Source organism: Xanthomonas euvesicatoria pv. euvesicatoria, assembly GCF_020880415.1.
Lineage (GTDB): Bacteria > Pseudomonadota > Gammaproteobacteria > Xanthomonadales > Xanthomonadaceae > Xanthomonas > Xanthomonas euvesicatoria.
Map to the genome: position 1 here is coordinate 1 of NZ_JAJIUJ010000021.1, position 22168 is coordinate 22168.

At 65.8% G+C, this 22168-nt stretch carries 23 protein-coding genes and 1 riboswitch; of the genes, 5 read left to right on the forward strand and 18 right to left on the reverse strand.

Annotated elements, in window-relative coordinates; translation table 11 throughout:
• Nucleotides 1-89: 89 nt before the first annotated feature.
• The 6 genes from LN450_RS02985 to LN450_RS03010 all read right to left on the reverse strand — a co-directional run bounded on the left by LN450_RS02985 (nucleotide 90) and on the right by LN450_RS03010 (nucleotide 6114).
• Nucleotides 90-1670 (reverse strand): CocE/NonD family hydrolase, encoded by a 1581-nt coding sequence (locus LN450_RS02985; RefSeq protein ID WP_011346405.1) that lies wholly within the window; start codon nucleotides 1668-1670, stop codon nucleotides 90-92.
• Nucleotides 1671-2051: 381 nt separating this feature from the next.
• A complete protein-coding gene (gene thiL / locus LN450_RS02990) occupies nucleotides 2052-3026 on the reverse strand; it encodes a thiamine-phosphate kinase (protein ID WP_011346404.1) in 975 nt (324 codons plus the stop codon).
• 110 nt (nucleotides 3027-3136) lie between these two features.
• Nucleotides 3137-3625, reverse strand: coding sequence for a transcription antitermination factor NusB (gene nusB / locus LN450_RS02995; RefSeq protein ID WP_005910971.1), 489 nt, complete (start codon nucleotides 3623-3625; stop codon nucleotides 3137-3139).
• Nucleotides 3622-4086: a 6,7-dimethyl-8-ribityllumazine synthase gene (gene ribH / locus LN450_RS03000; protein ID WP_003490334.1), complete on the reverse strand. Its 465-nt coding sequence runs from the start codon at nucleotides 4084-4086 to the stop codon at nucleotides 3622-3624. Before ribH ends, nusB begins: the two co-directional genes overlap by 4 nt.
• Before the next feature lie 289 nt (nucleotides 4087-4375).
• A complete protein-coding gene (gene ribB / locus LN450_RS03005; RefSeq protein ID WP_011346403.1) occupies nucleotides 4376-5515 on the reverse strand; it encodes a 3,4-dihydroxy-2-butanone-4-phosphate synthase in 1140 nt (379 codons plus the stop codon).
• Nucleotides 5512-6114, reverse strand: a complete 603-nt coding sequence (locus LN450_RS03010) for a riboflavin synthase (RefSeq protein WP_005920959.1) — start codon at nucleotides 6112-6114, stop codon at nucleotides 5512-5514. Before LN450_RS03010 ends, ribB begins: the two co-directional genes overlap by 4 nt.
• A gap of 168 nt (nucleotides 6115-6282) precedes the next feature.
• Nucleotides 6283-6461: riboswitch (FMN riboswitch) on the reverse strand.
• Between the two features lie 219 nt (nucleotides 6462-6680).
• Here LN450_RS03010 and LN450_RS03015 point away from each other — a divergent pair.
• Nucleotides 6681-7304: a hypothetical protein gene (locus tag LN450_RS03015; protein ID WP_011346402.1), complete on the forward strand. Its 624-nt coding sequence runs from the start codon at nucleotides 6681-6683 to the stop codon at nucleotides 7302-7304.
• Between the two features lie 95 nt (nucleotides 7305-7399).
• On the opposite strand, the gene ribD is transcribed toward LN450_RS03015, so the two are convergent.
• The 6 genes from ribD to LN450_RS03045 form a co-directional block, all read right to left on the reverse strand.
• Entirely contained in the window at nucleotides 7400-8509 is a 1110-nt protein-coding gene (gene ribD, locus LN450_RS03020) for a bifunctional diaminohydroxyphosphoribosylaminopyrimidine deaminase/5-amino-6-(5-phosphoribosylamino)uracil reductase RibD (RefSeq protein WP_011346401.1), read from the reverse strand.
• Entirely contained in the window at nucleotides 8502-8990 is a 489-nt protein-coding gene (locus LN450_RS03025) for a GNAT family N-acetyltransferase (RefSeq protein ID WP_011346400.1), read from the reverse strand. Before LN450_RS03025 ends, ribD begins: the two co-directional genes overlap by 8 nt.
• Nucleotides 8987-9511 carry a transcriptional regulator NrdR gene (gene nrdR, locus LN450_RS03030; protein ID WP_003490311.1) on the reverse strand — a complete coding sequence of 175 codons (525 nt, stop codon included), beginning with the start codon at nucleotides 9509-9511 and terminating at the stop codon, nucleotides 8987-8989. Before nrdR ends, LN450_RS03025 begins: the two co-directional genes overlap by 4 nt.
• Entirely contained in the window at nucleotides 9511-10023 is a 513-nt protein-coding gene (locus tag LN450_RS03035) for a hypothetical protein (protein ID WP_011346399.1), read from the reverse strand. Before LN450_RS03035 ends, nrdR begins: the two co-directional genes overlap by 1 nt.
• A 13-nt stretch (nucleotides 10024-10036) precedes the next feature.
• On the reverse strand, nucleotides 10037-11290 hold the full coding sequence (glyA, locus tag LN450_RS03040; RefSeq protein ID WP_011346398.1) for a serine hydroxymethyltransferase: 1254 nt from the start codon (nucleotides 11288-11290) through the stop codon (nucleotides 10037-10039).
• Nucleotides 11291-11487: 197 nt separating this feature from the next.
• A complete protein-coding gene (locus LN450_RS03045; RefSeq protein ID WP_011346397.1) occupies nucleotides 11488-11985 on the reverse strand; it encodes an RcnB family protein in 498 nt (165 codons plus the stop codon).
• A gap of 224 nt (nucleotides 11986-12209) precedes the next feature.
• Here LN450_RS03045 and ettA point away from each other — a divergent pair, with 224 nt between their 5' ends.
• Together ettA and LN450_RS03055 are read left to right on the forward strand one after the other, a co-directional pair.
• Complete coding sequence (ettA, locus tag LN450_RS03050) at nucleotides 12210-13871, forward strand: energy-dependent translational throttle protein EttA (protein WP_011346396.1); 1662 nt, start codon at nucleotides 12210-12212, stop codon at nucleotides 13869-13871.
• A 178-nt stretch (nucleotides 13872-14049) separates the two neighbouring features.
• Nucleotides 14050-14388, forward strand: coding sequence for a hypothetical protein (locus LN450_RS03055; protein WP_011346395.1), 339 nt, complete (start codon nucleotides 14050-14052; stop codon nucleotides 14386-14388).
• Between the two features lie 167 nt (nucleotides 14389-14555).
• On the opposite strand, the gene fghA is transcribed toward LN450_RS03055, so the two are convergent.
• The 6 genes from fghA to LN450_RS03085 all read right to left on the reverse strand — a co-directional run bounded on the left by fghA (nucleotide 14556) and on the right by LN450_RS03085 (nucleotide 19755).
• Nucleotides 14556-15386, reverse strand: coding sequence for an S-formylglutathione hydrolase (gene fghA, locus LN450_RS03060; protein ID WP_011346394.1), 831 nt, complete (start codon nucleotides 15384-15386; stop codon nucleotides 14556-14558).
• Nucleotides 15387-15444: 58 nt separating this feature from the next.
• Entirely contained in the window at nucleotides 15445-16020 is a 576-nt protein-coding gene (gene gfa / locus LN450_RS03065; RefSeq protein ID WP_011346393.1) for an S-(hydroxymethyl)glutathione synthase, read from the reverse strand.
• A gap of 68 nt (nucleotides 16021-16088) precedes the next feature.
• Nucleotides 16089-17198 carry an S-(hydroxymethyl)glutathione dehydrogenase/class III alcohol dehydrogenase gene (locus tag LN450_RS03070; protein ID WP_008576768.1) on the reverse strand — a complete coding sequence of 370 codons (1110 nt, stop codon included), beginning with the start codon at nucleotides 17196-17198 and terminating at the stop codon, nucleotides 16089-16091.
• Nucleotides 17199-17264: 66 nt separating this feature from the next.
• Nucleotides 17265-17540 carry a metal/formaldehyde-sensitive transcriptional repressor gene (locus tag LN450_RS03075; protein ID WP_005911021.1) on the reverse strand — a complete coding sequence of 92 codons (276 nt, stop codon included), beginning with the start codon at nucleotides 17538-17540 and terminating at the stop codon, nucleotides 17265-17267.
• A gap of 327 nt (nucleotides 17541-17867) precedes the next feature.
• Nucleotides 17868-18206: a hypothetical protein gene (locus LN450_RS03080; RefSeq protein ID WP_039417284.1), complete on the reverse strand. Its 339-nt coding sequence runs from the start codon at nucleotides 18204-18206 to the stop codon at nucleotides 17868-17870.
• A 448-nt stretch (nucleotides 18207-18654) separates the two neighbouring features.
• Complete coding sequence (locus LN450_RS03085) at nucleotides 18655-19755, reverse strand: glycosyltransferase (RefSeq protein WP_011346390.1); 1101 nt, start codon at nucleotides 19753-19755, stop codon at nucleotides 18655-18657.
• 137 nt (nucleotides 19756-19892) lie between these two features.
• On the opposite strand from LN450_RS03085, the gene LN450_RS03090 reads away from it, so the two are divergent.
• A complete protein-coding gene (locus LN450_RS03090; RefSeq protein WP_011050505.1) occupies nucleotides 19893-20612 on the forward strand; it encodes a response regulator in 720 nt (239 codons plus the stop codon).
• On the forward strand, nucleotides 20609-22111 hold the full coding sequence (locus LN450_RS03095) for an ATP-binding protein (protein ID WP_011346388.1): 1503 nt from the start codon (nucleotides 20609-20611) through the stop codon (nucleotides 22109-22111). Before LN450_RS03090 ends, LN450_RS03095 begins: the two co-directional genes overlap by 4 nt.
• Nucleotides 22112-22168 lie beyond the last annotated feature (57 nt).

Below are 22168 nucleotides of genomic sequence, written 5' to 3' on the forward strand. Positions count from 1 at the left end.
ATGCGGGTTCGGCGGATGGCACGCCACCCGCCGCTGTTCGCCAGTCTCGCGGCGGACGATCTGGGACGATGCAGATACGGCGTGCTGCCCTACCGAAGCGGCACGTTCAACACGGAGGGCGCTGCAACTGGCGAGGTGAATGTCACCGTGCCACCGCCCTCGCTGGCATCGGTGTAGCGCGCGTCGCGGGTGTCGATCACCAACACCAGTCGCTGCCCTGCGGGAATCTCGGTTGCCGCCGCCTGCAGTGGCCAGTCCAGCGTGACTGCGCGCCCCGGCGTGGCGTTGCGCAACGAATACGGCGCATGCGTGATCAGTTGCGCAACGCCCAAGCCATCCATGCGGTACAGATACGCGAACAGACTCACCTTCGATTGACTGGGCACCACTGTCACGCGTAGCGACGGGCTACCGGCCAGGCGCCGGGTGCTGGTCGATGGCGAGCCGACCCACACGGCGGCACCGGCGCGGTTGACCAGCGGAATCGAGGTGCTCACCGGCAGGCCGATGCCTTGCAGCAAACCGCTGACCAGCACCACCCCGGAATCGGCCACGGTCGGCACGTCGGTGGCGATGCGCGATTGCCACCCGCTGAACGTCCCGCCGGTCAATCCACCGGTGGGGCTCAGCAAGCCGGCTGGTGCGGACAGACCCAGCTGCGTGGTTGCCTGTTGCACCGATGCCCAGTCCGGATAGTCCAGCCATTGCCCGGCACGTGGCGACAGCCGCACCGGTGCTTCTGCGTCCACGCCGTTGCGGAGTTGCTTGAGATGGCGATCGAACCAGCGCGTGGTCGCGGTATAGATCTCATTCGGCAATCCCAACGCACCAGGCAGCTCTGCGGTGGCGTGATCGCCCTGGCTGAGCAGCAGTTGTTTGGGGCCACGCAACTGGTTGAAGAACGCGATGGTCTGGTTCGGCGGAAACAGGCCGTCGTTGAAGGCATTACCCAACAAGACCGCGGTCCCACGCGCGTTGAGCGCTGCCACATCGGTCGCAGGGCTGCGCGAGGCGGCCTGCGGCAGGAAGCCCTGCACCGCGCCATCGTAATCGCCTTGCGCCACGCGTGCGCCGATCTGCGCCAGATCCGGGCCGGCCCGGCCGGTGAGTGCGCCCGCACCCACCAGCAGGCCGACGCCCTGCTGGCTGACGGTGCGATTGGAATATAGCGCCGCTTCCAGATCGGCCCAACCGCTGAGCGCGGCCACCGCCTTGATCCGCGGGTCGCGCTCGGCTGCCAGCAGGCTGATGCCTGCCCCGTACGAAATGCCCGACGCACCGATCGCATTCGGATTGGCCGGCGTATGCGCCAACGCCCAGTCGATCACCGCGCTGACGTCTTCCACCGTGTCCGGCCCGGCGATATCGATCTGCCCGGCCGAATCCCAGAATCCACGCGAGGTATAGCTGACCACCACGTAGCCGTCGCTGGCCAGTTGGGTGGCGCGCCCCAGATATTCCAGATTGGGCAACGACCAACTGGCCGGCATCACGATCAGCGGAAACGGCCCGGCGCCCTGCCCTTGCGGCACCAACACCAATGCGCCCATCTGGGCACCGTCCCAGCCGGGAATGCGTTCATAGGTCTTGCTGAAGGCGCCTGCCACGGCCGACGCCGATGCCAACAGCAACGCCAGTGCGGCGATGCTCCCGATCCAACGCTTGCTCATGCTGCTGTCTCCCACGCGAGGCCAGGCCGGGATGGCCCAGCGGCAACTGCGATGCATCCGTGGTTCGGGGGGAGAACGGGGCGAACGTACCAGACGGTACGGTATGGCTCAAGGGCCGGGATTCGGGATTCGGGATTCGTTGCTTGCGCAAGCGGGAGCGGCCGGGCAAACCGGTTCGCTGCCTTCTCCCGCTCGCGGGAGAAAGTGCCCGAAGGGCGGATGAGGGCTGGCAGCACCCGTTGTTTCCAATGCGCTCCACCCAACTTCGCAGCAGGCGCCACCGCCGCCTCCGCTACGGCACCCAACGATCAGCGCAGCAGCATCGTCTCAGCGCAGCGCATCGGCACTGCCCGCATCCACCGCACGCTCCAACCCCACGCCTCAGCCGACGAAATGCTGGTAGCCGCGCTGCGGTGGGTGCCAGGGGTTGCCCTCGGCGTCGTGTACCACCACGCCGGGCGTGGCGACAATCTGGCCGATGCGCGTTGCAGCCACCGTTGCAAATTCCATTGCCTGCGCCACGGCATCGCGATGCTGCGGCGCGGCGGTGAAACACAACTCGTAATCGTCGCCACCGCCAAGTTGCCAGCCCAGGCACTGCACCACGTCGATTCCTGCACTGCGCGGCATCGCCGGCAAGGCCGCAAGCATCAGGCGCGCGCCCACGCCGCTGCGTTCGCATAGATGCCCCAGATCGGCCAGCAGCCCGTCGGAGATGTCCACGCAGGCATGCGCAAGCCCGCGCAGGCGCAGCCCCGCCTGCACGCGGGGCTGCGGACGCAGCAGGCTGCCGCGCCAGCGCTCGTGCAACGGGTCGGCCGCCGCGCAGGTCACATCCAACTGGCCGGCCTGCCACAACGCCAACGCGGCGGCGGCTTCACCCGGCGCGCCGGTCACCCACACATCATCGCCAACGCGCGCACCATCGCGCCGCAGCGCGGCGCCCGGCGGCAGGCTGCCGATCGCAGTCACCGCGCACGACAACGGCCCGCGCGTGGTGTCGCCACCGACCAGCACAATGTCGTGTGCATCAGCCAGCGCGAAGAAGCCATCGGCAAAGCCATCCACCCATGCCGCATCGTCGTGCGGCAACGACAACGACAAGGTGCACCAACGCGGTTGCGCGCCCATCGCCGCCAGATCGGAGAGATTGACCGCCAGGGTCTTCCAGCCCAGATCGTCAGCGCGCGTCTCGTGCGGAAAATGCACGCCTGCATTGAGCGTATCGGCAGTGATCGCCAACTGTTCACCGGCCGGCGGCTGCAGCAACGCCGCATCGTCGCCAATGCCCAGCGGCACATCGGCACGCGCTGTAATGCGCGCACGCAGACGGGCAATTAGATCGAATTCGGGCATGTAGGCGAGAATCGGGAGAAGGGAATCGGGAATCGCAAAAGCGCGTCAGGAGATATCGGAGATGGTGCTCTTACGATTCCCCATTCCCGACTCTCCATTCCCGCGGCGCCTCAGGCGCCGCTAGCGCCGCTGGCGCCCGACTCCACCTTGCGCCACTCCACCGCGGCGCGGTCCAGCACCCCGTTGACGTAGGTGTGGCCGTGCTCGGAGCCGAAGCGCTTGGCAGTTTCGATCGCTTCGTTGATCACCACGCGGTACGGCACATCCTGGCGGTACAGCAATTCGTAGGCGGCCAGGCGCAGCACGGCGCGCTCGATCGCATCGACCTCTTCCACGCTGCGATCCAGGTACGGCGTCAGCGCGGTATCCAGCTCGGCACGGTTGCTCAGCACGCCTTCAACCAGGTTCTCGAAGTACGCCAGATCGGCCACTTCGTGCGCCTGCTCGTGCGCGAACTGGGCGATCACCTGCTTGGCGAAGCCGCCGGAGATCTGCCAGGCATAGACCGCCTGCAAGGCGCGCCGACGTGCGCGCGAGCGCAGCACCGGGTCGATGCCGTCGCGACGGCCGTGGCGCGAATGCCCACCGGGCTTGCTCATGGCAACAACTCCATCAAATTCACCAGTTCCAGCGCTGCAAGCGCGCATTCCTCGCCCTTATTGCCGTGGCTGCCGCCGGCACGGGCTTCGGCATCTTCCACGCGTTCGACCGCCAGCACGCCATTGAGCACCGGCACGCCGGTCTGCAGCTGCACGCTCATCAGGCCTTCGGCACACAGGTCGGCCACGTGCTCGTAGTGGCGGGTATCGCCACGGATCACGCAGCCCAGCGCGATGATCGCGCCGTGCTGGCCGGACTGCGCCACGCGATTGGCGGCGATCGGGATCTCCCAGGCGCCCGGCACGCGGATCACGTCGATGGCGTCTTCGCCGATACCGTTGCCGGCCAGGCTCTGGCGCGCGCCGGCAACCAGCACGTCGGTGATGCGGGCATTCCAGCGGCTGGCGATGATCGCAAAGCGCGCGGTGGTGGGGCGAAGATCGCCTTCGTAGTGGGTCATGCGGGTCGGCAACTCGAGGGGGCGGGAAGTTTAACAGCTGCCGGGCCCAGGCCTGGCCGACGCGTGTGGGCCGGGTCGGCCAAAGCAGACCCGGCCATGCGTTTCAGCAACACAGGGCGTGGCAAATGGCCCACTGCGCAAACGGCCGGGGGCAGGCCACGGCTGGAACCGGTAGCCGGCCCCGGGCCACTTCAGCGCCGCCACACGCAGCGCGCAGCTGACAGCCGCGCGCCGTCAGCTAACTGACAGTCCAGACCAACGGGACCGGCCAAGTGAGCTCGCAGCCATCTCAGGGAACGGCAGACGGCGGCACCGAGCGCACGCCTTCACCGGGGTGGCATTCCAGATACTCAACCACCTCCAGCCCGAACCCGGCCAACCCCACCTGGCGCCGAGGGGTGCCCAGCACGCGCAACTTGCCCAGGCCGAGGTCGGCCAGGATCTGGGCGCCGGCGCCGTTGCGCCGCCACTGACTCACGTCCTTGGCATTGGCGGCCGCTTCGGGCTGCTGGCGCAGCCGTGCCAGCAGCGATTCGCTGTCGCGTGGCGCCGACAGCACCACCATCACGCCCTGCCCTTCGGCGGCGATCGCGCGCAAGGCGTCGGTGGCTGCCACGCCGAAGTCATCGCGCTGCCAGTGCAGCAGGTCGGCCAGCGGGTTTTCCACCTGCACGCGTACCAGCGTCGGCGTCTGCGGATCGGCGCGACCGCGCACCAGCGCAAAGTGCAGGTCGTGCGCGATGCGGTCGCGGTAGGTCACCAGCTTGAACGGACCGAATTCGGTGGTGATCTGCCGCTCGTCCACGCGCTCGACGGTGTGCTCATTGGCAAGCCGATAGGCGATCAGGTCGGCGATCGAGCCCATCTTCAGGCCATGCTCGCGCGCGAACACTTCCAATTGCGGGCGGCGCGCCATGCTGCCGTCCGGGTTGAGCACTTCCACCAGCACACCGGCCGGTTCCAGCCCGGCCAGCATCGGCAGGTCGCTGGCCGCTTCGGTGTGGCCGGCCCGTGTCAGCACGCCACCGGGCTGGGAGATCAACGGGAAGATATGCCCGGGCTGGCTCAGATCCTGGGGCCGGGCATCCGGGCGTACGGCGGTACGCACGGTGTGCGCGCGGTCGTAGGCCGAAATGCCGGTGGTCACCCCTTCGGCCGCTTCGATGCTGACAGTGAAGTTGGTCTGGAACTGCGCGGTGTTGTTGCGCACCATCGGCGCCAGACCCAGCTGCGCGCAGCGCTCGCGGGTCAGCGACAGGCACACCAGCCCGCGCGCGTGGGTGACCATGAAGTTGATGTCAGACGGCTTGACCAACTCGGCGGCCATGATCAGATCGCCTTCGTTTTCGCGGTCTTCGTCATCGACGATGACCACCATGCGCCCGGCGCGCAGTTCTTCGATCAGTTCCGGAACGGGTGCGAAATTCATGCTGCCCCCCGCGTGCCGAGCAGGCGTTCCACATAGCGCGCCACCAGATCGATTTCCAGGTTCACCGCCGCACCGACCGCAGTCTGCGCAAACGCGGTGTGGGCCACGGTATGCGGAATCAAGGCGACCTCGAAGCCGTCTTCGTCTACGTCATTGACGGTGAGGCTCACGCCGTCCACGCAGATCGAGCCCTTCTTGGCCACATAGCGCAACACCGACGCCGGCGCAGCAAACCGCCAACGCTGCGCACGTGCATCGTCATGGACCGACTGCACCTGGCCCAGGCCATCCACATGTCCGCTGACCAGGTGCCCGCCAAGCCGGTCGGTAGGCCGCATCGCGCGTTCCAGATTGAGCAGTGCGCCCTCTGGCAACGCGCCCAGGGTGGTCAGCGACAGCGTTTCGGTCGAGGCATCGGCCTGAAAACTGGCCGCGTCGAATGCGATCACGGTCAGGCACACGCCATTGACCGCGATGCTTTCGCCCAACTGGACCGCTTCGAACGGCAGCGTGCCGGTGGCGAAGGTGAAGCGCACATCGCCGCCCTGCGGCTGACGCGCGGCCAGTTGGCCGACGCCTTCAATGATGCCGGTGAACATCAGCGTGCCCCCGCTTGCAGCAGCACGGCTGCCGTGATGGAGCGCTGGAAGGCCGCGGCACAGCGCGGCTGGTGGTGCATGGACATTAGTCGTTTCTCGCAGGAGTTGAGCGAAAAACGCCGCAAGGCAAAGCAAACAGGCGCGCGCGCAGCCGCAAGGCCGCGCGTTGGCCGTCTTCTTTCATCCGGACTATACCGTCGGCTCCGGCATCGGACCGGATCTGCTGACCTTGCCCGGCAGGCGTTTGGCGTTGATCCGCTCAACCCTGGAGTGCAAGCGCTCGCGGGCTCGCACGCTTGCGCATGCCTACCGCCGGTGGGGAATCGCACCCCGCCCTGAAGACGTTCGTGAGTACCGGCGAACCGGTGCGCAAAGTTTAACAGGGCACATCGACGCAATGGCCGAGCGGGGACCAAGGCTGGCAGGACACTGCGTCATGTCGGGAAATCCCCCATAGCCAGGATTGTGAAGGATCTGTTAATTTACGCGCCGCGACGGGAGACGTCGTTCTTTTCCACCTCGCAACGGGGTGGAGACACGGACATCAATTCGGAGAGAGACATCCAATGCGTAACACCCTGATTCTGGCTGCCCTGCTGGCTGCCGCACCGTTTGCCGCGTCTGCGGAAGGCTTGAGCTACAACTACGTCGAAGGCGGCTGGAACCGTACCGAAATCAGCGTCAATGGCGATTCGGACGATATCGACGGCGGCTACATTCGCGGTTCCTGGCAGATTGCCCAGCCGGTCTACCTGTTGGCCAGCTATGAGCGCGCCAACAAGGATTACAACCTCGGTGCAGGCTTTGTGCTCGAGGGCACGCTGCAGCAGGCCACGTTGGGTATCGGCTACCGCCAAGAAATGACCGAGCGCGTGGAGTTCACCGCCGACATCAGCGTATTGCGCGCCAAGGTCGAATCCGACCTGCGCCTGCGCGGCCGTTCGGTCGACGATGCGTCGGACTCGAGCAACCTGGGCTTGGCCAACCTGGGCCTGCGTGGCAAGCCTTCGCCGCGCACCGAAGCCTGGATCAAGGCCGGTTACATCGACGGTAGCGACGTGGACAAGGGTGAGTTCGTCGGCACCCTGGGTGGCCAGGTCAACTTCACCCGCACCTGGGGCCTGGTCGCCGAAGCGCAGTTCGTCGACAACGCCAACCAGTACAAGGTCGGCGTGCGCGCGAGCTTCTGATCGGCGCCTCGCAGATACACCAAGGCCCCGCATGCGGGGCCTTTTTTATGCGCGCAATAGCACGGCCGCGCAGCATCGCAGGCGCCATGCAGCTCTCACCCGGCAACAGCCGGCGCATAGCGCAGACGCAGATCCTGCCCCAGCTGGCGCACATCCAGCAGCTGCAGTGCATGTCGCTGCGCCATCGTTTCGATGCCAAGGCCAGCGACCAGCGGCCTTGCGGTGTCGCCCAGCAACACCGGCGCCATGTAGACCAGCAGTTCGTCCACCAGTCCGGCCTGCAGCAGCGCACCGCTCAGCATGGCGCCGGCTTCCACGTGGACTTCGTTGATGCCGCGCTCGGCCAGCAGCGCCAGCACCGCCGCCAGATCGAAGCGTCCAGCTTGCAACGGCATCGCAAGGAACTGCGCATCGTCCAGCGAAGGTGCGGCCACATTTTCGCCATGCAGATACAGCGTTGGCGCATTGCCCTGACGAATGTTCCTGCACGCCAACGTCCGCAGCCCGGCATCGAGCACCACGCGCAGCGGCGGCACGACCGGCATGTCCTCGCCCAGCCGCACCGTCATGGATGGGTCGTCGGCCATCACCGTACCTGCACCGGTCAGGATCGCGCCAGCACGTGCGCGCCAGCGCTGCCCATCGGCACGCGCGTGACTTCCGGTGATCCATTTGGATTCACCGCTTGCCAGCGCCGTCCGTCCGTCCAGGCTGGTGCCGAGTTTGACCCGCAGCCACGGCCGCCCACGCTCCACCCGCGACAGAAATCCCTGGTTGAGCGTGCGCGCCTGCGCGTGCATCACGCCGCTCAGCACTTCGATCCCGGCCTCGCGCAGCAGCGCAAACCCGCCGCCATTGACCTGCGGAAACGGGTCGGCCATTGCTGCAACCACACGCGCAACGCCGGCATCGATCAAGGCCAGCGCACATGGCGGGGTACGCCCATAGTGCGCGCATGGCTCCAGCGTCACGTACGCGGTGGCACCGCGCGCCAACTCACCCGCTGCACGCAGCGCGAAGACTTCGGCATGCGGGCCGCCGGCACGTTGATGAAAGCCCTCGCCCACGCAGACGCCATCGCGCACGATGACGCAGCCCACCATCGGATTGGGCCGGGTGGTGTAGGCGCCGCGCTCGGCCAGACGCAACGCCTGCGCCATCCAGCGATGGTCGTCGGCGCTGGCGGTCGTTGTGGCCTCACGCATTGCGTTGCACTCCCGGCGTAATGCGCATCACCACGATCTGCATCGGGCCCAGCAGGAACCCGGTATGTATCTGCCATCCCAGGCGCTGGTAGAACGGCGCCAAGCCCGGCTGGCAATACAGGTATAGCAGCGGCACGCCCAGCTGCGCGGCGGCCTGCACACAGTGTGCGACCAACGCCTCGCCGATGCCCTGCCCGCGCGCCTGCGGCTGCACGTACAACGACGCCAACCACGGCGACCATTGCCGGATGCGTGCGTCGTCGTTTTCGAGCAGGCTCACCGAGCCCAGCCACTGCGTTTGATCCAGCGCCACCCAGGTCGTGGGAATGACGCCATCGCGCGCATGGCTGCGCAGTTCGCTCAGCGCCTCATCGATGCTCCACTCCGGCAGCAGCGCGCCGAAGGCCTGTAGATGCGCTTGCGCAATCGCAGGCAGGTACTGCGGCGTTTGCGCAACGCAGGCGATGCGCATCGCGCTCATCGCTTGCCAGGTTTGCCGGCGCGTTCCAATGCCGCTTCCAGCAGCGGCAGTTGTTCGCTGCCGACCGGCAGTTCGCGTTCGAGCTTTTCGATTTCCTCGCGGAAGTCGGCCACGTCCTGAAAGCTGCGATACACCGAGGCAAAACGCACATAGCCGACATGATCGAGCTTGCGCAGCTCCACCATCACGTATTCGCCTACCCGCAGCGAACCCACTTCGCGCTCGCCGGACATGCGCAGCTGATGCACCACCGCGCGCACCGCCGCCTCGATCTGCTCTTCGGCCACCGGCCGCTTCTGCAGCGCGCGGTCGAAGCTGGTGCGCAGCTTGCGTGCATCGAACGCCTCGCGTCCACCATCGCTCTTGACCACGGTGGGCAGCTTAAGCTCGATCGTTTCCAACGTACTGAACCGCTCGCCGCACGCCTCGCACTCGCGGCGCCGACGGATCGTCGTGCCGTCTTCGGACACCCGCGAATCGATCACCCGGGTATCGTTGTGCTGGCAGAAGGGGCAATGCATTAGGGGTGTCCTTCCATTCCAGGCTGCCAGGGAAACGCGAGCCGCCACTCCGTTCCTGCTGCCATCGCATTCCAGGCTGCGCCCAACCGCGTCAGCGGTACGAACAGATCCTCTTTTGGCGCAACGCCTTCAAGCTCCGGCGGCGTGACGCCACGCATGCTGCATGCCTGCGCCAGCCCGTAGTGGAACATGGCATCGTCGAACTGCCCGGACCACAGCTGCGATTGCAGCGCTTCGACCACAGACTCGGCCTGCCCGGCCTGCATCTGCCGTTGCGGATCGACATGCCGGTGCAGCTCCTTGCCGGCATAGTCGATGTCCGCCCCCTTGGCGACCAGGCCGATGAAGCCGTCACTCAGGCCAAGCCGGCTTTCCACCCACAGATGGATCAGGTCATGCGGCAGGATGCCTTGTCGCGGCAGATCCACTTCGCAGTGCGAACCGTCGGCACGCACACAGGCAAGGCGGTCGTACTTCGACGCTGCGCCCAGCCTGCGTGCGATCACCTGCATGACGTTGCGACGCTTAGCCGTAAACCGGATAGCGCTTGCACTGCGCGGTCACGGCATCGCGCACCTTCGCCAGCACGGCTTCGTCGGTTGGCGCGTCGAGCACGTCGGCGATCCAGTTGGCCAGGTCGATGCTGTCCTGTTCCTGGTAACCGCGCGTGGTGATCGCCGGGGTGCCCAGGCGCAGACCGGAAGTGACGAACGGCGAGCGCGGGTCGTTGGGGACCGAATTCTTGTTGACGGTGATGTGCGCCTTGCCAAGCGCAGCTTCGGCGTCCTTGCCGGAGACATCGCGACCGATCATGTCCACCAGCATCAGGTGGTTCTCGGTGCCGCCGGAGACGATCTTGTAGCCGCGCGCAATGAGGGTATTGGCCATCGCCTGGGCGTTCTTGACCACTTGTTGCTGATAGGTCTTGAACGCCGGCTCCAACGCCTCCTTGAACGCCACCGCCTTGGCCGCGATGACGTGCATCAGCGGGCCGCCCTGGATGCCGGGGAACACGATCGACTGCAGCTTTTTCTGCAGCTCTTCGCTGGCACCCTTGGCGACGATGATGCCGCCACGCGGGCCACGCAGTGTCTTGTGCGTGGTCGAAGTGACCACGTGCGCATGTTCCATCGGGCTGGGGTACACCCCGGCGGCGACCAGCCCGGCAATGTGCGCCATGTCCACGAACAGATAGGCGCCGACGCTGTCGGCGATGGCGCGGAAGCGGGCCCAGTCGATCTTCTGCGAATACGCGGAGAAACCGGCCACCACCATCTTCGGCTTGTGCTCGGTCGCCAGGCGCTGGACCTCGTCGTAATCGATCAGGCCCTGCTCGTTGACGCCGTACTGCACCGCGTAGAACAGCTTGCCGGAGACGTTGACCTTTGCGCCGTGGGTCAGGTGGCCGCCATGTGCCAGGCTCATGCCCAGGATGGTGTCGCCCGGCTGCAGCAGCGCCAGATACACCGCCTGGTTGGCCTGGGAACCGCTGTGCGGCTGGACGTTCGCGTAATCGGCGCCAAACACCTGTTTGATGCGGTCGATCGCCAGTTGTTCGGCAATGTCGACGAACTCGCAGCCACCATAGTAGCGCTTGCCCGGATAGCCTTCGGCGTACTTGTTGGTCAGCTGGCTGCCCTGCGCTTCCATCACCAGCGGGCTGCAATAGTTTTCGCTGGCGATCAGCTCGACATGATCCTCCTGGCGGCCGGCTTCAGCAGCGATGGCCTTGGCCAGTTCGGGGTCGTAGGTTTCCAGTCGGACATCGCGCGAGAACATTCCAAGCTCCGGGGCAGCTATTGCCAGTAGGGTTGCCGATTGTAAGCCCCTGCCGCACGGGTGACCAATCGCGCAGCCCGTGCCGCCCGTGTGCCCGCACTGCGCACATGACAAAGGCGCACCCGACGATGCGCCTTTGCGTGATGGCCGGCTCGATTGCCGGTCGCGGCCGGGGACGAACGGGCAGCCGCGCCGTGTTAGTTGTTGAGCACCAGGTCGGCAATGATGCCGGTGGCGATGGCCACCAACAGCAGATTGCCGCGGTCGTCGCGCTGCCAGCGGTAGCCGTACGGCGGGCGGCGCAGGTCGTAGCGGTCGTAATCGTTCACCACATAGACCGGGCCGTGGTAGCGCTGGCCACGGGCCCAATACGGACGGGGCGGCGGGCCGGCGCGGTAGTACGCGGGGCGATCGTAGACGTAGACGCGATTGCGGTCGTCGCGGCGGTCCTGGTAGCGGGCATCGCGGTAACCCTCACGATAGCCGTTGCTGTAGTAGCGGCGGTCCTGGCGCCACTCGCGACGGTCGTCACGGCGGGCGTCGCGCCAGTCTCTTCGATTATCGTGGCCATGGTGACGGTCATGGCCGCGGCGATCGTGGTCGCGGTCCCAATCCCCGGCGAACGCCGCAGGTGCGAAGGCACCGAGCGCCAGGATGGAGGAAAGCACAACGGTAACGATGCGTTTGCGGTTCATGACAGTTCCTGTTCGCGGTGTCGTAATTTCATTAAGGGGCGGACCGCCTTAACGCATTCTTGCTGGAATCGATTACGAAAAAGCCTATTCAGGTCGAAAGTAAGGTGCGGTTTAGCTGCAAGGGTGCTGCCGCGGCTCAAGCCACTTGCCCGTATAATTGGCGCAACCCCTTTTCCGCTGCCTCCGGCCTCGGCCGGCGGGCTGCCTGCGTCCACGGAGCCCCCATGTCGCAATACATCTACACCATGAACCGCGTCAGCAAGGTGGTCCCGCCCAAGCGGCAGATCATCAAGGACATCTCGCTGAGCTTCTTCCCGGGCGCCAAGATCGGCCTGCTGGGCCTGAACGGCGCGGGCAAGTCCACCGTACTGAAGATCATGGCCGGCGTGGACACCGATTTCGAAGGCGAGGCACGCCCACAACCGGGCATCAAGGTCGGCTACCTGGCGCAGGAACCGCAGCTCAATCCCGAGCACACCGTGCGCGAGGCGGTGGAAGAAGGCGTGGGCGACGTGCTGCAGGCCCAGGCCGCGCTGGATGCGGTGTATCTGGCCTATGCCGAAGAAGGCGCCGATTTCGACGCGCTGGCCAAGGAGCAGGAGCGCCTGGAGGCGATCCTGGCCGCCGCCGATGCGCATACGCTGGAAAACCAGCTGGACGTGGCGGCCGATGCGCTGCGCCTGCCGCCGTGGGACGCCATCGTCGGCAAGCTCTCCGGCGGCGAAAAGCGTCGCGTGGCGCTGTGCCGCCTGCTGCTGCAGAAGCCGGACATGCTGCTGCTCGACGAACCCACCAACCACCTGGACGCCGAGTCGGTGGAATGGCTGGAGCAGTTCCTGGCGCGCTATACCGGCACCGTGGTGGCGGTAACCCATGATCGCTACTTCCTCGACAACGCCGCCGAGTGGATCCTGGAACTGGACCGTGGCCGCGGCATTCCGTGGAAGGGCAACTACACCGACTGGCTGACCCAGAAGGACGAGCGCCTCAAGCAGGAAGACAACCAGGAAAAGTCCCGCCAGAAGGCGATCCAGAAGGAACTGGAATGGTCGCGCCAGAACGCCAAGGGCGGCCGCACCAAGGGCAAGGCACGTCTGGCCCGCCTGGAAGAGCTGCAATCGGTCGATTACCAGAAGCGCAACGAAACCAACGAGATCTTCATCCCGCCGGGCGAGCGCCTGGGCAACGCGGTGATGGAGTTCAAGAACGTGTCCAAGAAGTTCGGCGACCGCCTGTTGATCGACAACCTGTCGATGATCGTGCCACCGGGCGCCATCGTCGGCATCATCGGCCCCAACGGTGCCGGTAAGTCGACCCTGTTCAAGATGATCACCGGCCAGGAAAAGCCGGACTCCGGCGAGATCGTGGTCGGACCGACCGTGCAGCTGTCGTACGTGGACCAGAGCCGCGACGCACTGGAGGGCAACCACAACGTATTCCAGGAAATCGCCGGCGGCCTGGACATCCTCAACATCAACGGCATCGAAATCCAGTCGCGCGCCTACATCGGCCGCTTCAACTTCAAGGGCCAGGACCAGCAGAAGATGGTCGGTTCGCTGTCCGGTGGTGAGCGCGGTCGTCTGCACATGGCCAAGACCCTACTGCAGGGCGGTAACGTGCTGCTGCTGGACGAACCGTCCAACGACCTGGACATCGAAACCCTGCGTGCGCTGGAAGATGCGTTGCTGGAATTCCCCGGCAACACCTTCGTGATTTCGCATGACCGCTGGTTCCTGGACCGTATCGCCACGCACATCCTGGCCTTCGAAGGCGATTCGCACGTGGAGTTCTTCCAGGGCAACTACCGCGAGTACGAAGAAGACAAGCGCCGCCGCATGGGCGACGACGCCGGCCCGAAGCGTTTGCGTTTCAAGGCCTTGAAGTAAGTCGTCGGAGTTCCAAAGAAAAGGCGCCGAAAGGCGCCTTTTTTATCAGCGAACGGAGACTTGGCTGTTGGCTGCTGGCGCCGTCCACCTGCGCGTGTGGAGCTCCCTGCCCGCCCGTCGACGGGATGCTCACTTGCGCTGCACTACCGTCCCGGCGTCATCCATCTGAGCCTTGCATATGCCTGTCAGCTATTCGATCAGCCTGCCCGATCCCAAGCTCGCCCGTGGCAGCGCGCCCTCGGTGAGCTTCACCGCCAATGGCGCCGAGGCCTTTGCCGAGCAATTGCAGGCGGCTTTGCGCGATCCGGCGTGGTTCGACCGTTGGCGCCAGCTACAGACCGACCCCGACGAAGTGGATCCCAGCCTGGGCATCACCGACCCGGCAGCGACGGTCACCGGCAAGCAGCACAACCTGCGCATCGATCTGGTTGCAACGACAAGCATTCCCGGCGACCTGTTCAAACAGCGCATGCAGGCCCTGGCTGGCTCGCACTGGGAACTGCGCGACGTTCGCTGAACTGCACTCCGTCATGTGTCGGCGGCGCTGGCAGTGCCCAGTGCCGCCGATGGCAGAGCGGGCGAGTGACGCCACTCAGCCAAACGTGACGCCACGCACTGCGTCGGCGTGGCCCCCGCCCTCATCCACCGGACTGCATCTCCAACCGCATACGCCAACAGCGGCACTCAACCACGCAAGGCCGCAGCATGATGCGCAATGTGCTCGCCAATAAAGCTTGCGATGAAGTAGTAGCTGTGATCGTAGCCGGGCTGCAGCCGCACCGTCACCGGGTAGCCGGCGGACCTGGCTGCATCTTCGAACACTACGGTTTTCAGCTGGGTTTGCAGAAATTCATCGGCATCGCCCTGATCGATGAGCAGCGGCAACCGCTCCTGCGCGTCAGCAATCAATGCAGTGGCATCGTAGGCTTGCCAGGTCGTACGGTCGTTCCCCAGATACTGGCCAAATGCTTTCTCGCCCCACGGCACCTGGCTGGGCGCCACGATTGGCGAAAACGCCGACACGCTGCGATAGCGGCCCGGATTCTTCAATGCGATGGTCAACGCGCCATGCCCACCCATCGAATGGCCACTGATCGCACGCGCACCGGTGGTGGCGAAGGTCGCTTCAATCAACGCCGGTAATTCGTTCACCACGTAATCGTACATGCGGTAATGCGCCGCCCATGGCGCTTGCGTGGCATCGACGTAAAAGCCCGCGCCCTTGCCGATGTCGTAACCGTCCGCATCGGCCACATCCTCGCCCCGTGGGCTGGTGTCGGGCGCAACCAGGATCACGCCATGCTCGGCCGCATAGCGCTGCGCGCCGGCCTTGCTGATGAAGTTCTGTTCGGTACAGGTCAAACCGCTCAGCCAGTACAGCACCGGCAACGGGCCGTCGGCGGCTTGCGGCGGCAGGTAGACGCCCACCTGCATGCTGCAGTTCAAGGTGTGCGACTGATGCCGATAGACATCCTGCCAGCCGCCGAAGCAGGCGCGGTGTTCGATACGTTCCATGAGATTCCTTACGAAGAGAAAACCCTGCAGCCGGATCGCCGGCTGCAAGGTTGGACCATCAATGCAACAGACCCTTTTTGCGTGCCACATGCGCCGACAGGGCATCCATCAATGCCGGGGAAAGGCAGTCGTAGGGCGGCAAGCCCAGTTCGGTCAGGCGCGTGCGTATGCCATCCATCTGCTCCGGCGGCGTACCGGTTTCGATGATCGACGAGACGAACGCGGCAAAGCCCGGTGCCGACCAGCCCTGTTGTTTCGACAACTCGGTGTGCACAAAATCCAGACCGTAGAATGCGTGGTCCTTGTTTTCGATCCGCCCATACAGATGCACGCCGCAACCGGTGCACGCATGGCGCTGGATCGTCGCGCCTTCGTCGACGATCTTCAGCTTTTCCGGGTGCGCGGTGACCTTGACGTTGTCGCGCGGAACCACCGCCACCACCGAGAACTTCGCGCCATCGGGTTTCCAGCATTTACTGCAACCGCAAGCATGGTTATGCGCGGTCTGCGCAGACACCTCGACGGTCACCTTGTCGCTGGCGCAGTGACATTCAAGCGTGCCGCCTTGAAAATCTTCTGCACCACCTCGCGCAACACCATCATCTACCGAAGGATGAATCGACACGTTAGTCATTACGCTCCTCCCGGAGTGTCGGGTACCACGTGCGCGGAAGCGGCCGCGCGCCGCTCCTGGCCGCCTGGTCAGAAATGGATCACGGTGCGGATCGACTTGCCCTCGTGCATCAGGTGGAAGGCCTCGTTGATCTCTTCCAACGGCATGGTGTGGGTGATGAATGGGTCCAGGTCGATCTCGCCCTTCATCGACTGCTCCACCATGCCCGGCAATTGCGTACGTCCCTTGACGCCACCGAAGGCGCTGCCGCGCCACACGCGACCAGTCACCAGCTGGAAGGGACGCGTGCTGATTTCCTGGCCGGCGCCAGCCACGCCGATGATGACGCTCTCGCCCCAGCCCTTGTGGCAGCACTCCAGCGCCGAACGCATCACATTGACGTTGCCGATGCACTCGAAGCTGAAGTCCACGCCGCCATCGGTCAACTCGACGATGACCTCCTGGATCGGCTTGTCGTAGTCCTTGGGGTTAATGCAATCGGTGGCACCCATGCTGCGCGCCAGGTCGAATTTGCCCGGATTGGTGTCGATGGCCAGGATGCGCCCGGCCTTGGCCTGCACCGCGCCCTGGATCACCGCAAGACCGATGCCGCCCAGGCCGAAAACGGCAACACTCTCGCCTGGCTTGACCTTGGCGGTGTTGTGCACCGCGCCGATACCGGTAGTGACGCCGCAGCCGAGCAGGCAGACCTTCTCCAGCGGCGCCTCCGGATTGACCACGGCCAACGAAATTTCCGGCACGACGGTGTATTCGCTGAAGGTGCTGCAGCCCATGTAGTGATAGATCGGCTCACCGTTGTAGGAGAAGCGCGTGGTGCCATCCGGCATCAGGCCCTTGCCCTGGGTGGCGCGCACGGCCTGGCACAGGTTGGTTTTGCCGGACAGGCAGAACTTGCACTTGCGGCATTCGGCCGTGTACAGCGGAATGACGTGGTCGCCGACCTTGACGCTGGTCACGCCCTCGCCGACTGCCTCGACGATGCCGCCGCCTTCATGCCCGAGCACCGACGGGAAGATGCCTTCCGGGTCGTCGCCGGACAGCGTGAAGGCATCGGTGTGGCACACGCCGGTGTGGGTGATGCGGACCAGCACTTCCCCGGCTTTCGGCGGCGCGACGTCGATTTCGACGATTTCCAGCGGCTTGCCGGGTCCGAATGCGACTGCTGCACGGGATTTCATGGGATGACGCTCCTGACGATGAGGTTCGAGGACGGGGGCGCGACAAGCGCCGACCCGGTGGGAGATTTATTTGAGGTAGGACCGGACCAGACCGAGCAGATCCTGCACCCGCTCGGCGCGTTGCGCATCGGATGCGGCGGCGTGCCCGAAATCTTCACGGATATGCGCTTCAAGCACCTGCGACATCAGCCCGTTCACGGCGCCCCGGATCGCGGCGATCTGCTGCAAGACCGGAGCGCAGTCCGCGCCCGCCTGCAGCGCCCGCTCCAGCGCGTCGCATTGCCCGCGCAGCCGGCGCACGCGTGCTAGCGCTCGCTTTTTCTCGTGCGGCGAATGCGGCATGGCAGCTCCAGCAAAATACTGGGGGGCAGTATATGGATTGTTTCGAAAAAAAGCTATGGCCAGCGGCCTGCCGACCGTGGTCTTGTCGAGCGCGATGACCGCCACGCCTTGGCACATGGCGCGATGCCCCAATGCCGCCGGTGGCACGGGGATTAAGAGCCCACCTGTTAGCCGCAGTGCAGCACGCACATTGCGCAGACGTGGCGACGCCTCGCACGTCGCAGGCGCCCCAGGCACCCAGCGCAAGGATGGTTGCGCGCCATTGCCGCAGCACCGGCCCCTTCGATCATCCCGACCGTTGCCGACCGCTGGGGTGGAGTCCCTGCCTCAGCGCCGGGGCTGGAACGGCGGCGGCGGCGGAGCGAATCCTGCGGCATCCAGACATTGCGCCAGCAACTCGGGCGGCAGGTCCGGCGAAGGCGCCTGCGGGAACGGCGCTGCGCTGCCTTCGGCGGTCGCGCACGCCTGCAGCGCTGCGTCGAATTCGGAATCGTCTGGCGGCAGGCCAGGCGGTTCATCTGCGGCATCCGGTGCGTCGAATGGGTCGCTATCGAAGGGTGGCGGCGGTGGCGGTGCCACGCCCCTATGTACCAGGCAGCCGTCGCCGATTCCCCGATCCTGCCGCTGCGGCGCAGCGCGGTGCGCGACGTCGGCAGGCGGCGGCATTGGGATCACATCGTGTTCCGGCGCACAGGGCGGTAACGCATCGATGATTCCTGCACCCGGCGGTGGCGGTGGCGGTGGCTCGCGATGCGCGTAGGGCATAGGCGCATGGTGCCTAGCACCGCAGAAATTGGCACAACCTGCCAGGTTGAGCGCCGCGAGTATTGCAGTGGTAACGACAACGCGTGGTGGTGCATGGACCATCGTGATCTCCCTGGCTGGATGGCACATCTGCGCACGGCCTGCAGACGGCGGACGCGGGCTGGGCCGCGCTGGTCCGGGAAGAGTTGCAGCTGACTGTGCTGCGCATTTGCCATCGCGCGCCGCGCGCCGGCGTGGATTGGCGCTTGCCGCCATCCGCAGCGCAGATGCAAGGCGCGTGCAGCACCTGCTTCGGCTTACGCGCGGGAAGATGCGTGGTTCGACAGTGGCGACGCAGGCGTTGTCGCCGTCAGTTTTCGACGGCAGCCGGCGCCGCGGCGACCGCAGCGTCCACTGCATGCTCCGGTAGCGAGGCCAGCACCGCAGCACGAAAGCGCGCGGCAAATGCCGCATCGTTGGCCTGGTAGAACGCGCGCGCGTTGGCCGACAACTGGTCCAGTTGGGCCTGTGGCAATGCCAGCGCGGTTTCCACTGCCTGCGCGATGCCTGCCGCGTTCACGTAGTAATACGATGCCAGACGACGCTGACGCACCTCGGCCACCGGCATCAGCACCCCGTGTTCGGGCCTGATCAATTCGTTCATCGGCTCGCCGTCGGTCGCCAACGTCACCGCGCCCACGCTTAGCGCTTCCATCAGGTAGTGCCCGAACCCTTCGGCCTCGGAGGGGCAGATATGGAACAGATGCGCGTTCTGCATGCGGCGCAGTTCGGCATCGTCCAGATACCCCACGCGGTGGTCGATGTTCGGGGCCACGACCGGCTTGCCGGCGGTGCGTGGGTTCTGCACCACCGTCAGCAGCGGCCACTCCGGATGCTGCTGCCAGGTGTCCAGCAAGACGCGCGTGCCCTTGGCGGTACTGCGCCCGGCCAGGTGGAAGAAAGCGCGCTGACGAAACACGCGTGGGTCATGGCGATCCGGGCTGGTGAAGCCGATGAAGCGCGTGGCGCACCCGAGGCTGCGGAAGATTCGCTCGGCATGGTGGGTCTTGCACAGCACCGCATCGAAGCGCGGCAGCAATGGCAGCCACTTGGGCAGCAGCCACTCCGGGTTGGGCACCAGCAGGTTGATCTGCCCCAGCGGCAGGCAGCGCTTGTACACGCGCTCGGAAAAGATCTGCAGCGGCACCCGCCCGAACAGCGTGCGGCTGGCCCACAGGCGTGCCTCGCGCCCAGTATCGTGCAGGCGCTGACTGGTGAATCCCACTTCCTGCACCGGCGCGCCGCCGGCGCGCAGCGTATCGGCCATCAGCACCATGTCGCGGGTCAGCCCCACGCCGTTGTCGCGACTGATCACCCGCATCATTGGAAATGCCTTGTCATGCACGCACGCGCCAGTACAACGGCATAGTGTCGATGCCGTGGCTTCCTGCGCGATGTCCTGGTCTGTCATGGTGCGTTACACGTGTGCCAATGGTTGACAAATTCGATCATTATGATGCGTGCTCCAGCCCTGCAATTGCGAGCACCATGTATCCGGCAGCCACCACCTTGCGCGGGCCAAGCTCCGCGCCACAGACGATGATCCCTATGGACCTGCAACAACCCTGCGTTCTCGTGGTCGACGACGATCCGGACCTGCGCAAGCTGATCGGCGAATTTCTGAGCGCTCACGGCTACCAGGTGGATATGGCCGAAAACGTGGCGGAGATGCGCTCTGTCATGGCGCAGCGCCGCCCGGACCTCATCGTACTCGACGTGATGATGCCGGGAGAAGATGGGCTGAGTGCAGCGCGCGCCCTGGCCAGCGAGCGCGGCTCACCTGCGGTCATCATGCTCAGCGCGCTGGGTAACGACACCGACCGCATCATCGGCCTGGAAGTGGGTGCCGACGATTACCTGGCCAAACCCTGCAATCCGCGCGAATTGCTGGCCCGTGTGCGCGCCCTGCTGCGGCGCAGCCAGGCCAGCAACGAACAGGCCGACCAGCGCGGAAACGTCTACGAATTCGCCGGCTGGCGGCTGGACGTGGTGCGCCGCGACCTGCGCGACCCCACCGGCATCTTCATCAATCTGTCCGACGGCGAGTTCGCGCTGCTGCGCACCTTCGTCGAACACCCGCAGCGCGTGCTCAGCCGCGACCAGCTGCTGGACTACGCCCGCGGCCGCGACACCGACGTCTACGACCGCGCCATCGACAGCCAGATCAGCCGCCTGCGCCGCAAAATCAATGAGCGCGTCCATACCGAGTTGATTCGCACCGTACGCAACGAGGGCTACATGCTGCTGCCGAGCGTCTCGCGCCTGTGAGCAAACCGGCACGGCGCGGGCTGTCGATCTTTGCGCGGACCTTTGTGTTGTTGGCGGTGGCCCTGGTCACCGCCCAGGCGGTGGGCATCGCCCTGTTGATGATGCGTACCCCCGTCTACGAGCCTCCGGTCCATCCGCCGGAAGTGGTGGCGCTGCTCTCCACCCGCATGCCGGCCGGTACCCAAACCCTGAAAGTGCACGAATCGGCGCAAGCCCCGGTGCCGCCGACAGGCCAGGTGCGCGACCCCTTCGCCGAAATGCTGCTTGCGCACTGGCTGGACGTGCCCGAACGCCAGGTGCGGTTCTACCGCAACGCCAATGATCGTGAAGGCCCCCAGCCAGGCATGCTGCCGCCGCAGCGGTGGTCCAACCAGAACCACGCGGGCGAAGGCGGTGACGGGGCGCACGAACGCCCTGGCACGCAACCTCTGCCGCCGTTTCCGGACGACTGGCCGCGTGACGGCCACCATGCTGCGCTGCCCGGCGACGGGCTGCGCCCGGACGAGTTGCCCGGCGCCTGGGAAAGCGAGCGCCTGACCCCCGGCGTACCGCTGCTGGACGGCTTCACCGCCGCCCTGCAACAACCCGATGGCCGTTGGCGTACGGTGGAATCGCCGCGTCGACGCCTCTCGGGCGAGTTCAAGACCCACGTCGTGCTGCTGTTCCTGGCCGGCCTGCTGGCCAACGTGCCGCTGGCATGGTGGTTTTCGCGCGCGCTGTCGGCACCGATCAAGCGCTTTGCCGAAGCTGCCGACCGCCTGGGCCGGAATCCCGATGCCGCCGCCCTGCAACGCAGCGGCCCGCCGGAAATCGTGCGCGCAGCCGATTCGTTCAACGCGATGCAGGCGCGCCTGAACCGCCTGATCAACGAACGCACGCACATGGTCGCAGCGATCGCGCACGACCTGCGCACGCCGCTGGCGCGGCTGTCGTTTCGTCTGGATGGCCTGCAGCCACCGCTGCGCGACAAGGCGCTGGCCGATATCAACGAAATGAAGGCGATGATTTCCGCAGCGCTGGACTTCATCCAGAACGATCGTCATCGCGGCGAGCGCGCGCCGCTGGATCTGCGCTTGCTGGTGGAGAGCGTGGTGGACAACGCCACCGATATCGGCGCCGACGCCGAGCTGCTGCCCGGCCCGGAAATCACCCTGGACGGCGACCCGCTGGCGTTGCGCCGCGCGGTCATGAATCTGCTCGAAAACGCGTTGAAGTACGGCAAGCGCGCCCGTCTGCAACTGCAGCGCGATGGCGAGGACGGCGTGTTGTGGATCGACGACGACGGCCCCGGCATCGACCCGACCCAGCGCGAACAATTGTTGCTGCCGTTCGTGCGTGGCGAGTCTTCGCGCAATCGCGACACCGGCGGCATCGGGCTGGGTTTGTCGGTGGCGCACAGCATCGTGCTGGCGCACGGCGGCGACCTACGCCTGGACAATCGCCCGCGTGGCGGCTTGCGCGTGACCGTACGACTGCCCTGCATGCCCGAGCGGCGCTGACGTGTGATGGAGTGCGGCCTGCCGGGCCGGGCAAGCGGCAGCTGTCATGATCCGAGC

Bases quoted from the DNA above. Each gene is read 5' to 3' on its own strand.
- LN450_RS02985 (WP_011346405.1), bottom strand. From the start codon at position 1,670: ATGAGCAAGCGTTGGATCGGGAGCATCGCCGCACTGGCGTTGCTGTTG.
- thiL (WP_011346404.1), bottom strand. From the start codon at position 3,026: ATGCCCGAATTCGATCTAATTGCCCGTCTGCGTGCGCGCATTACAGCG.
- nusB (WP_005910971.1), bottom strand. From the start codon at position 3,625: ATGAGCAAGCCCGGTGGGCATTCGCGCCACGGCCGTCGCGACGGCATC.
- ribH (WP_003490334.1), bottom strand. From the start codon at position 4,086: ATGACCCACTACGAAGGCGATCTTCGCCCCACCACCGCGCGCTTTGCG.
- ribB (WP_011346403.1), bottom strand. From the start codon at position 5,515: ATGAATTTCGCACCCGTTCCGGAACTGATCGAAGAACTGCGCGCCGGG.
- LN450_RS03010 (WP_005920959.1), bottom strand. From the start codon at position 6,114: ATGTTCACCGGCATCATTGAAGGCGTCGGCCAACTGGCCGCGCGTCAG.
- LN450_RS03015 (WP_011346402.1), top strand. From the start codon at position 6,681: ATGCGTAACACCCTGATTCTGGCTGCCCTGCTGGCTGCCGCACCGTTT.
- ribD (WP_011346401.1), bottom strand. From the start codon at position 8,509: ATGCGTGAGGCCACAACGACCGCCAGCGCCGACGACCATCGCTGGATG.
- LN450_RS03025 (WP_011346400.1), bottom strand. From the start codon at position 8,990: ATGAGCGCGATGCGCATCGCCTGCGTTGCGCAAACGCCGCAGTACCTG.
- nrdR (WP_003490311.1), bottom strand. From the start codon at position 9,511: ATGCATTGCCCCTTCTGCCAGCACAACGATACCCGGGTGATCGATTCG.
- LN450_RS03035 (WP_011346399.1), bottom strand. From the start codon at position 10,023: ATGCAGGTGATCGCACGCAGGCTGGGCGCAGCGTCGAAGTACGACCGC.
- glyA (WP_011346398.1), bottom strand. From the start codon at position 11,290: ATGTTCTCGCGCGATGTCCGACTGGAAACCTACGACCCCGAACTGGCC.
- LN450_RS03045 (WP_011346397.1), bottom strand. From the start codon at position 11,985: ATGAACCGCAAACGCATCGTTACCGTTGTGCTTTCCTCCATCCTGGCG.
- ettA (WP_011346396.1), top strand. From the start codon at position 12,210: ATGTCGCAATACATCTACACCATGAACCGCGTCAGCAAGGTGGTCCCG.
- LN450_RS03055 (WP_011346395.1), top strand. From the start codon at position 14,050: ATGCCTGTCAGCTATTCGATCAGCCTGCCCGATCCCAAGCTCGCCCGT.
- fghA (WP_011346394.1), bottom strand. From the start codon at position 15,386: ATGGAACGTATCGAACACCGCGCCTGCTTCGGCGGCTGGCAGGATGTC.
- gfa (WP_011346393.1), bottom strand. From the start codon at position 16,020: ATGACTAACGTGTCGATTCATCCTTCGGTAGATGATGGTGTTGCGCGA.
- LN450_RS03070 (WP_008576768.1), bottom strand. From the start codon at position 17,198: ATGAAATCCCGTGCAGCAGTCGCATTCGGACCCGGCAAGCCGCTGGAA.
- LN450_RS03075 (WP_005911021.1), bottom strand. From the start codon at position 17,540: ATGCCGCATTCGCCGCACGAGAAAAAGCGAGCGCTAGCACGCGTGCGC.
- LN450_RS03080 (WP_039417284.1), bottom strand. From the start codon at position 18,206: ATGCCGCCGCCTGCCGACGTCGCGCACCGCGCTGCGCCGCAGCGGCAG.
- LN450_RS03085 (WP_011346390.1), bottom strand. From the start codon at position 19,755: ATGACAGACCAGGACATCGCGCAGGAAGCCACGGCATCGACACTATGC.
- LN450_RS03090 (WP_011050505.1), top strand. From the start codon at position 19,893: ATGGACCTGCAACAACCCTGCGTTCTCGTGGTCGACGACGATCCGGAC.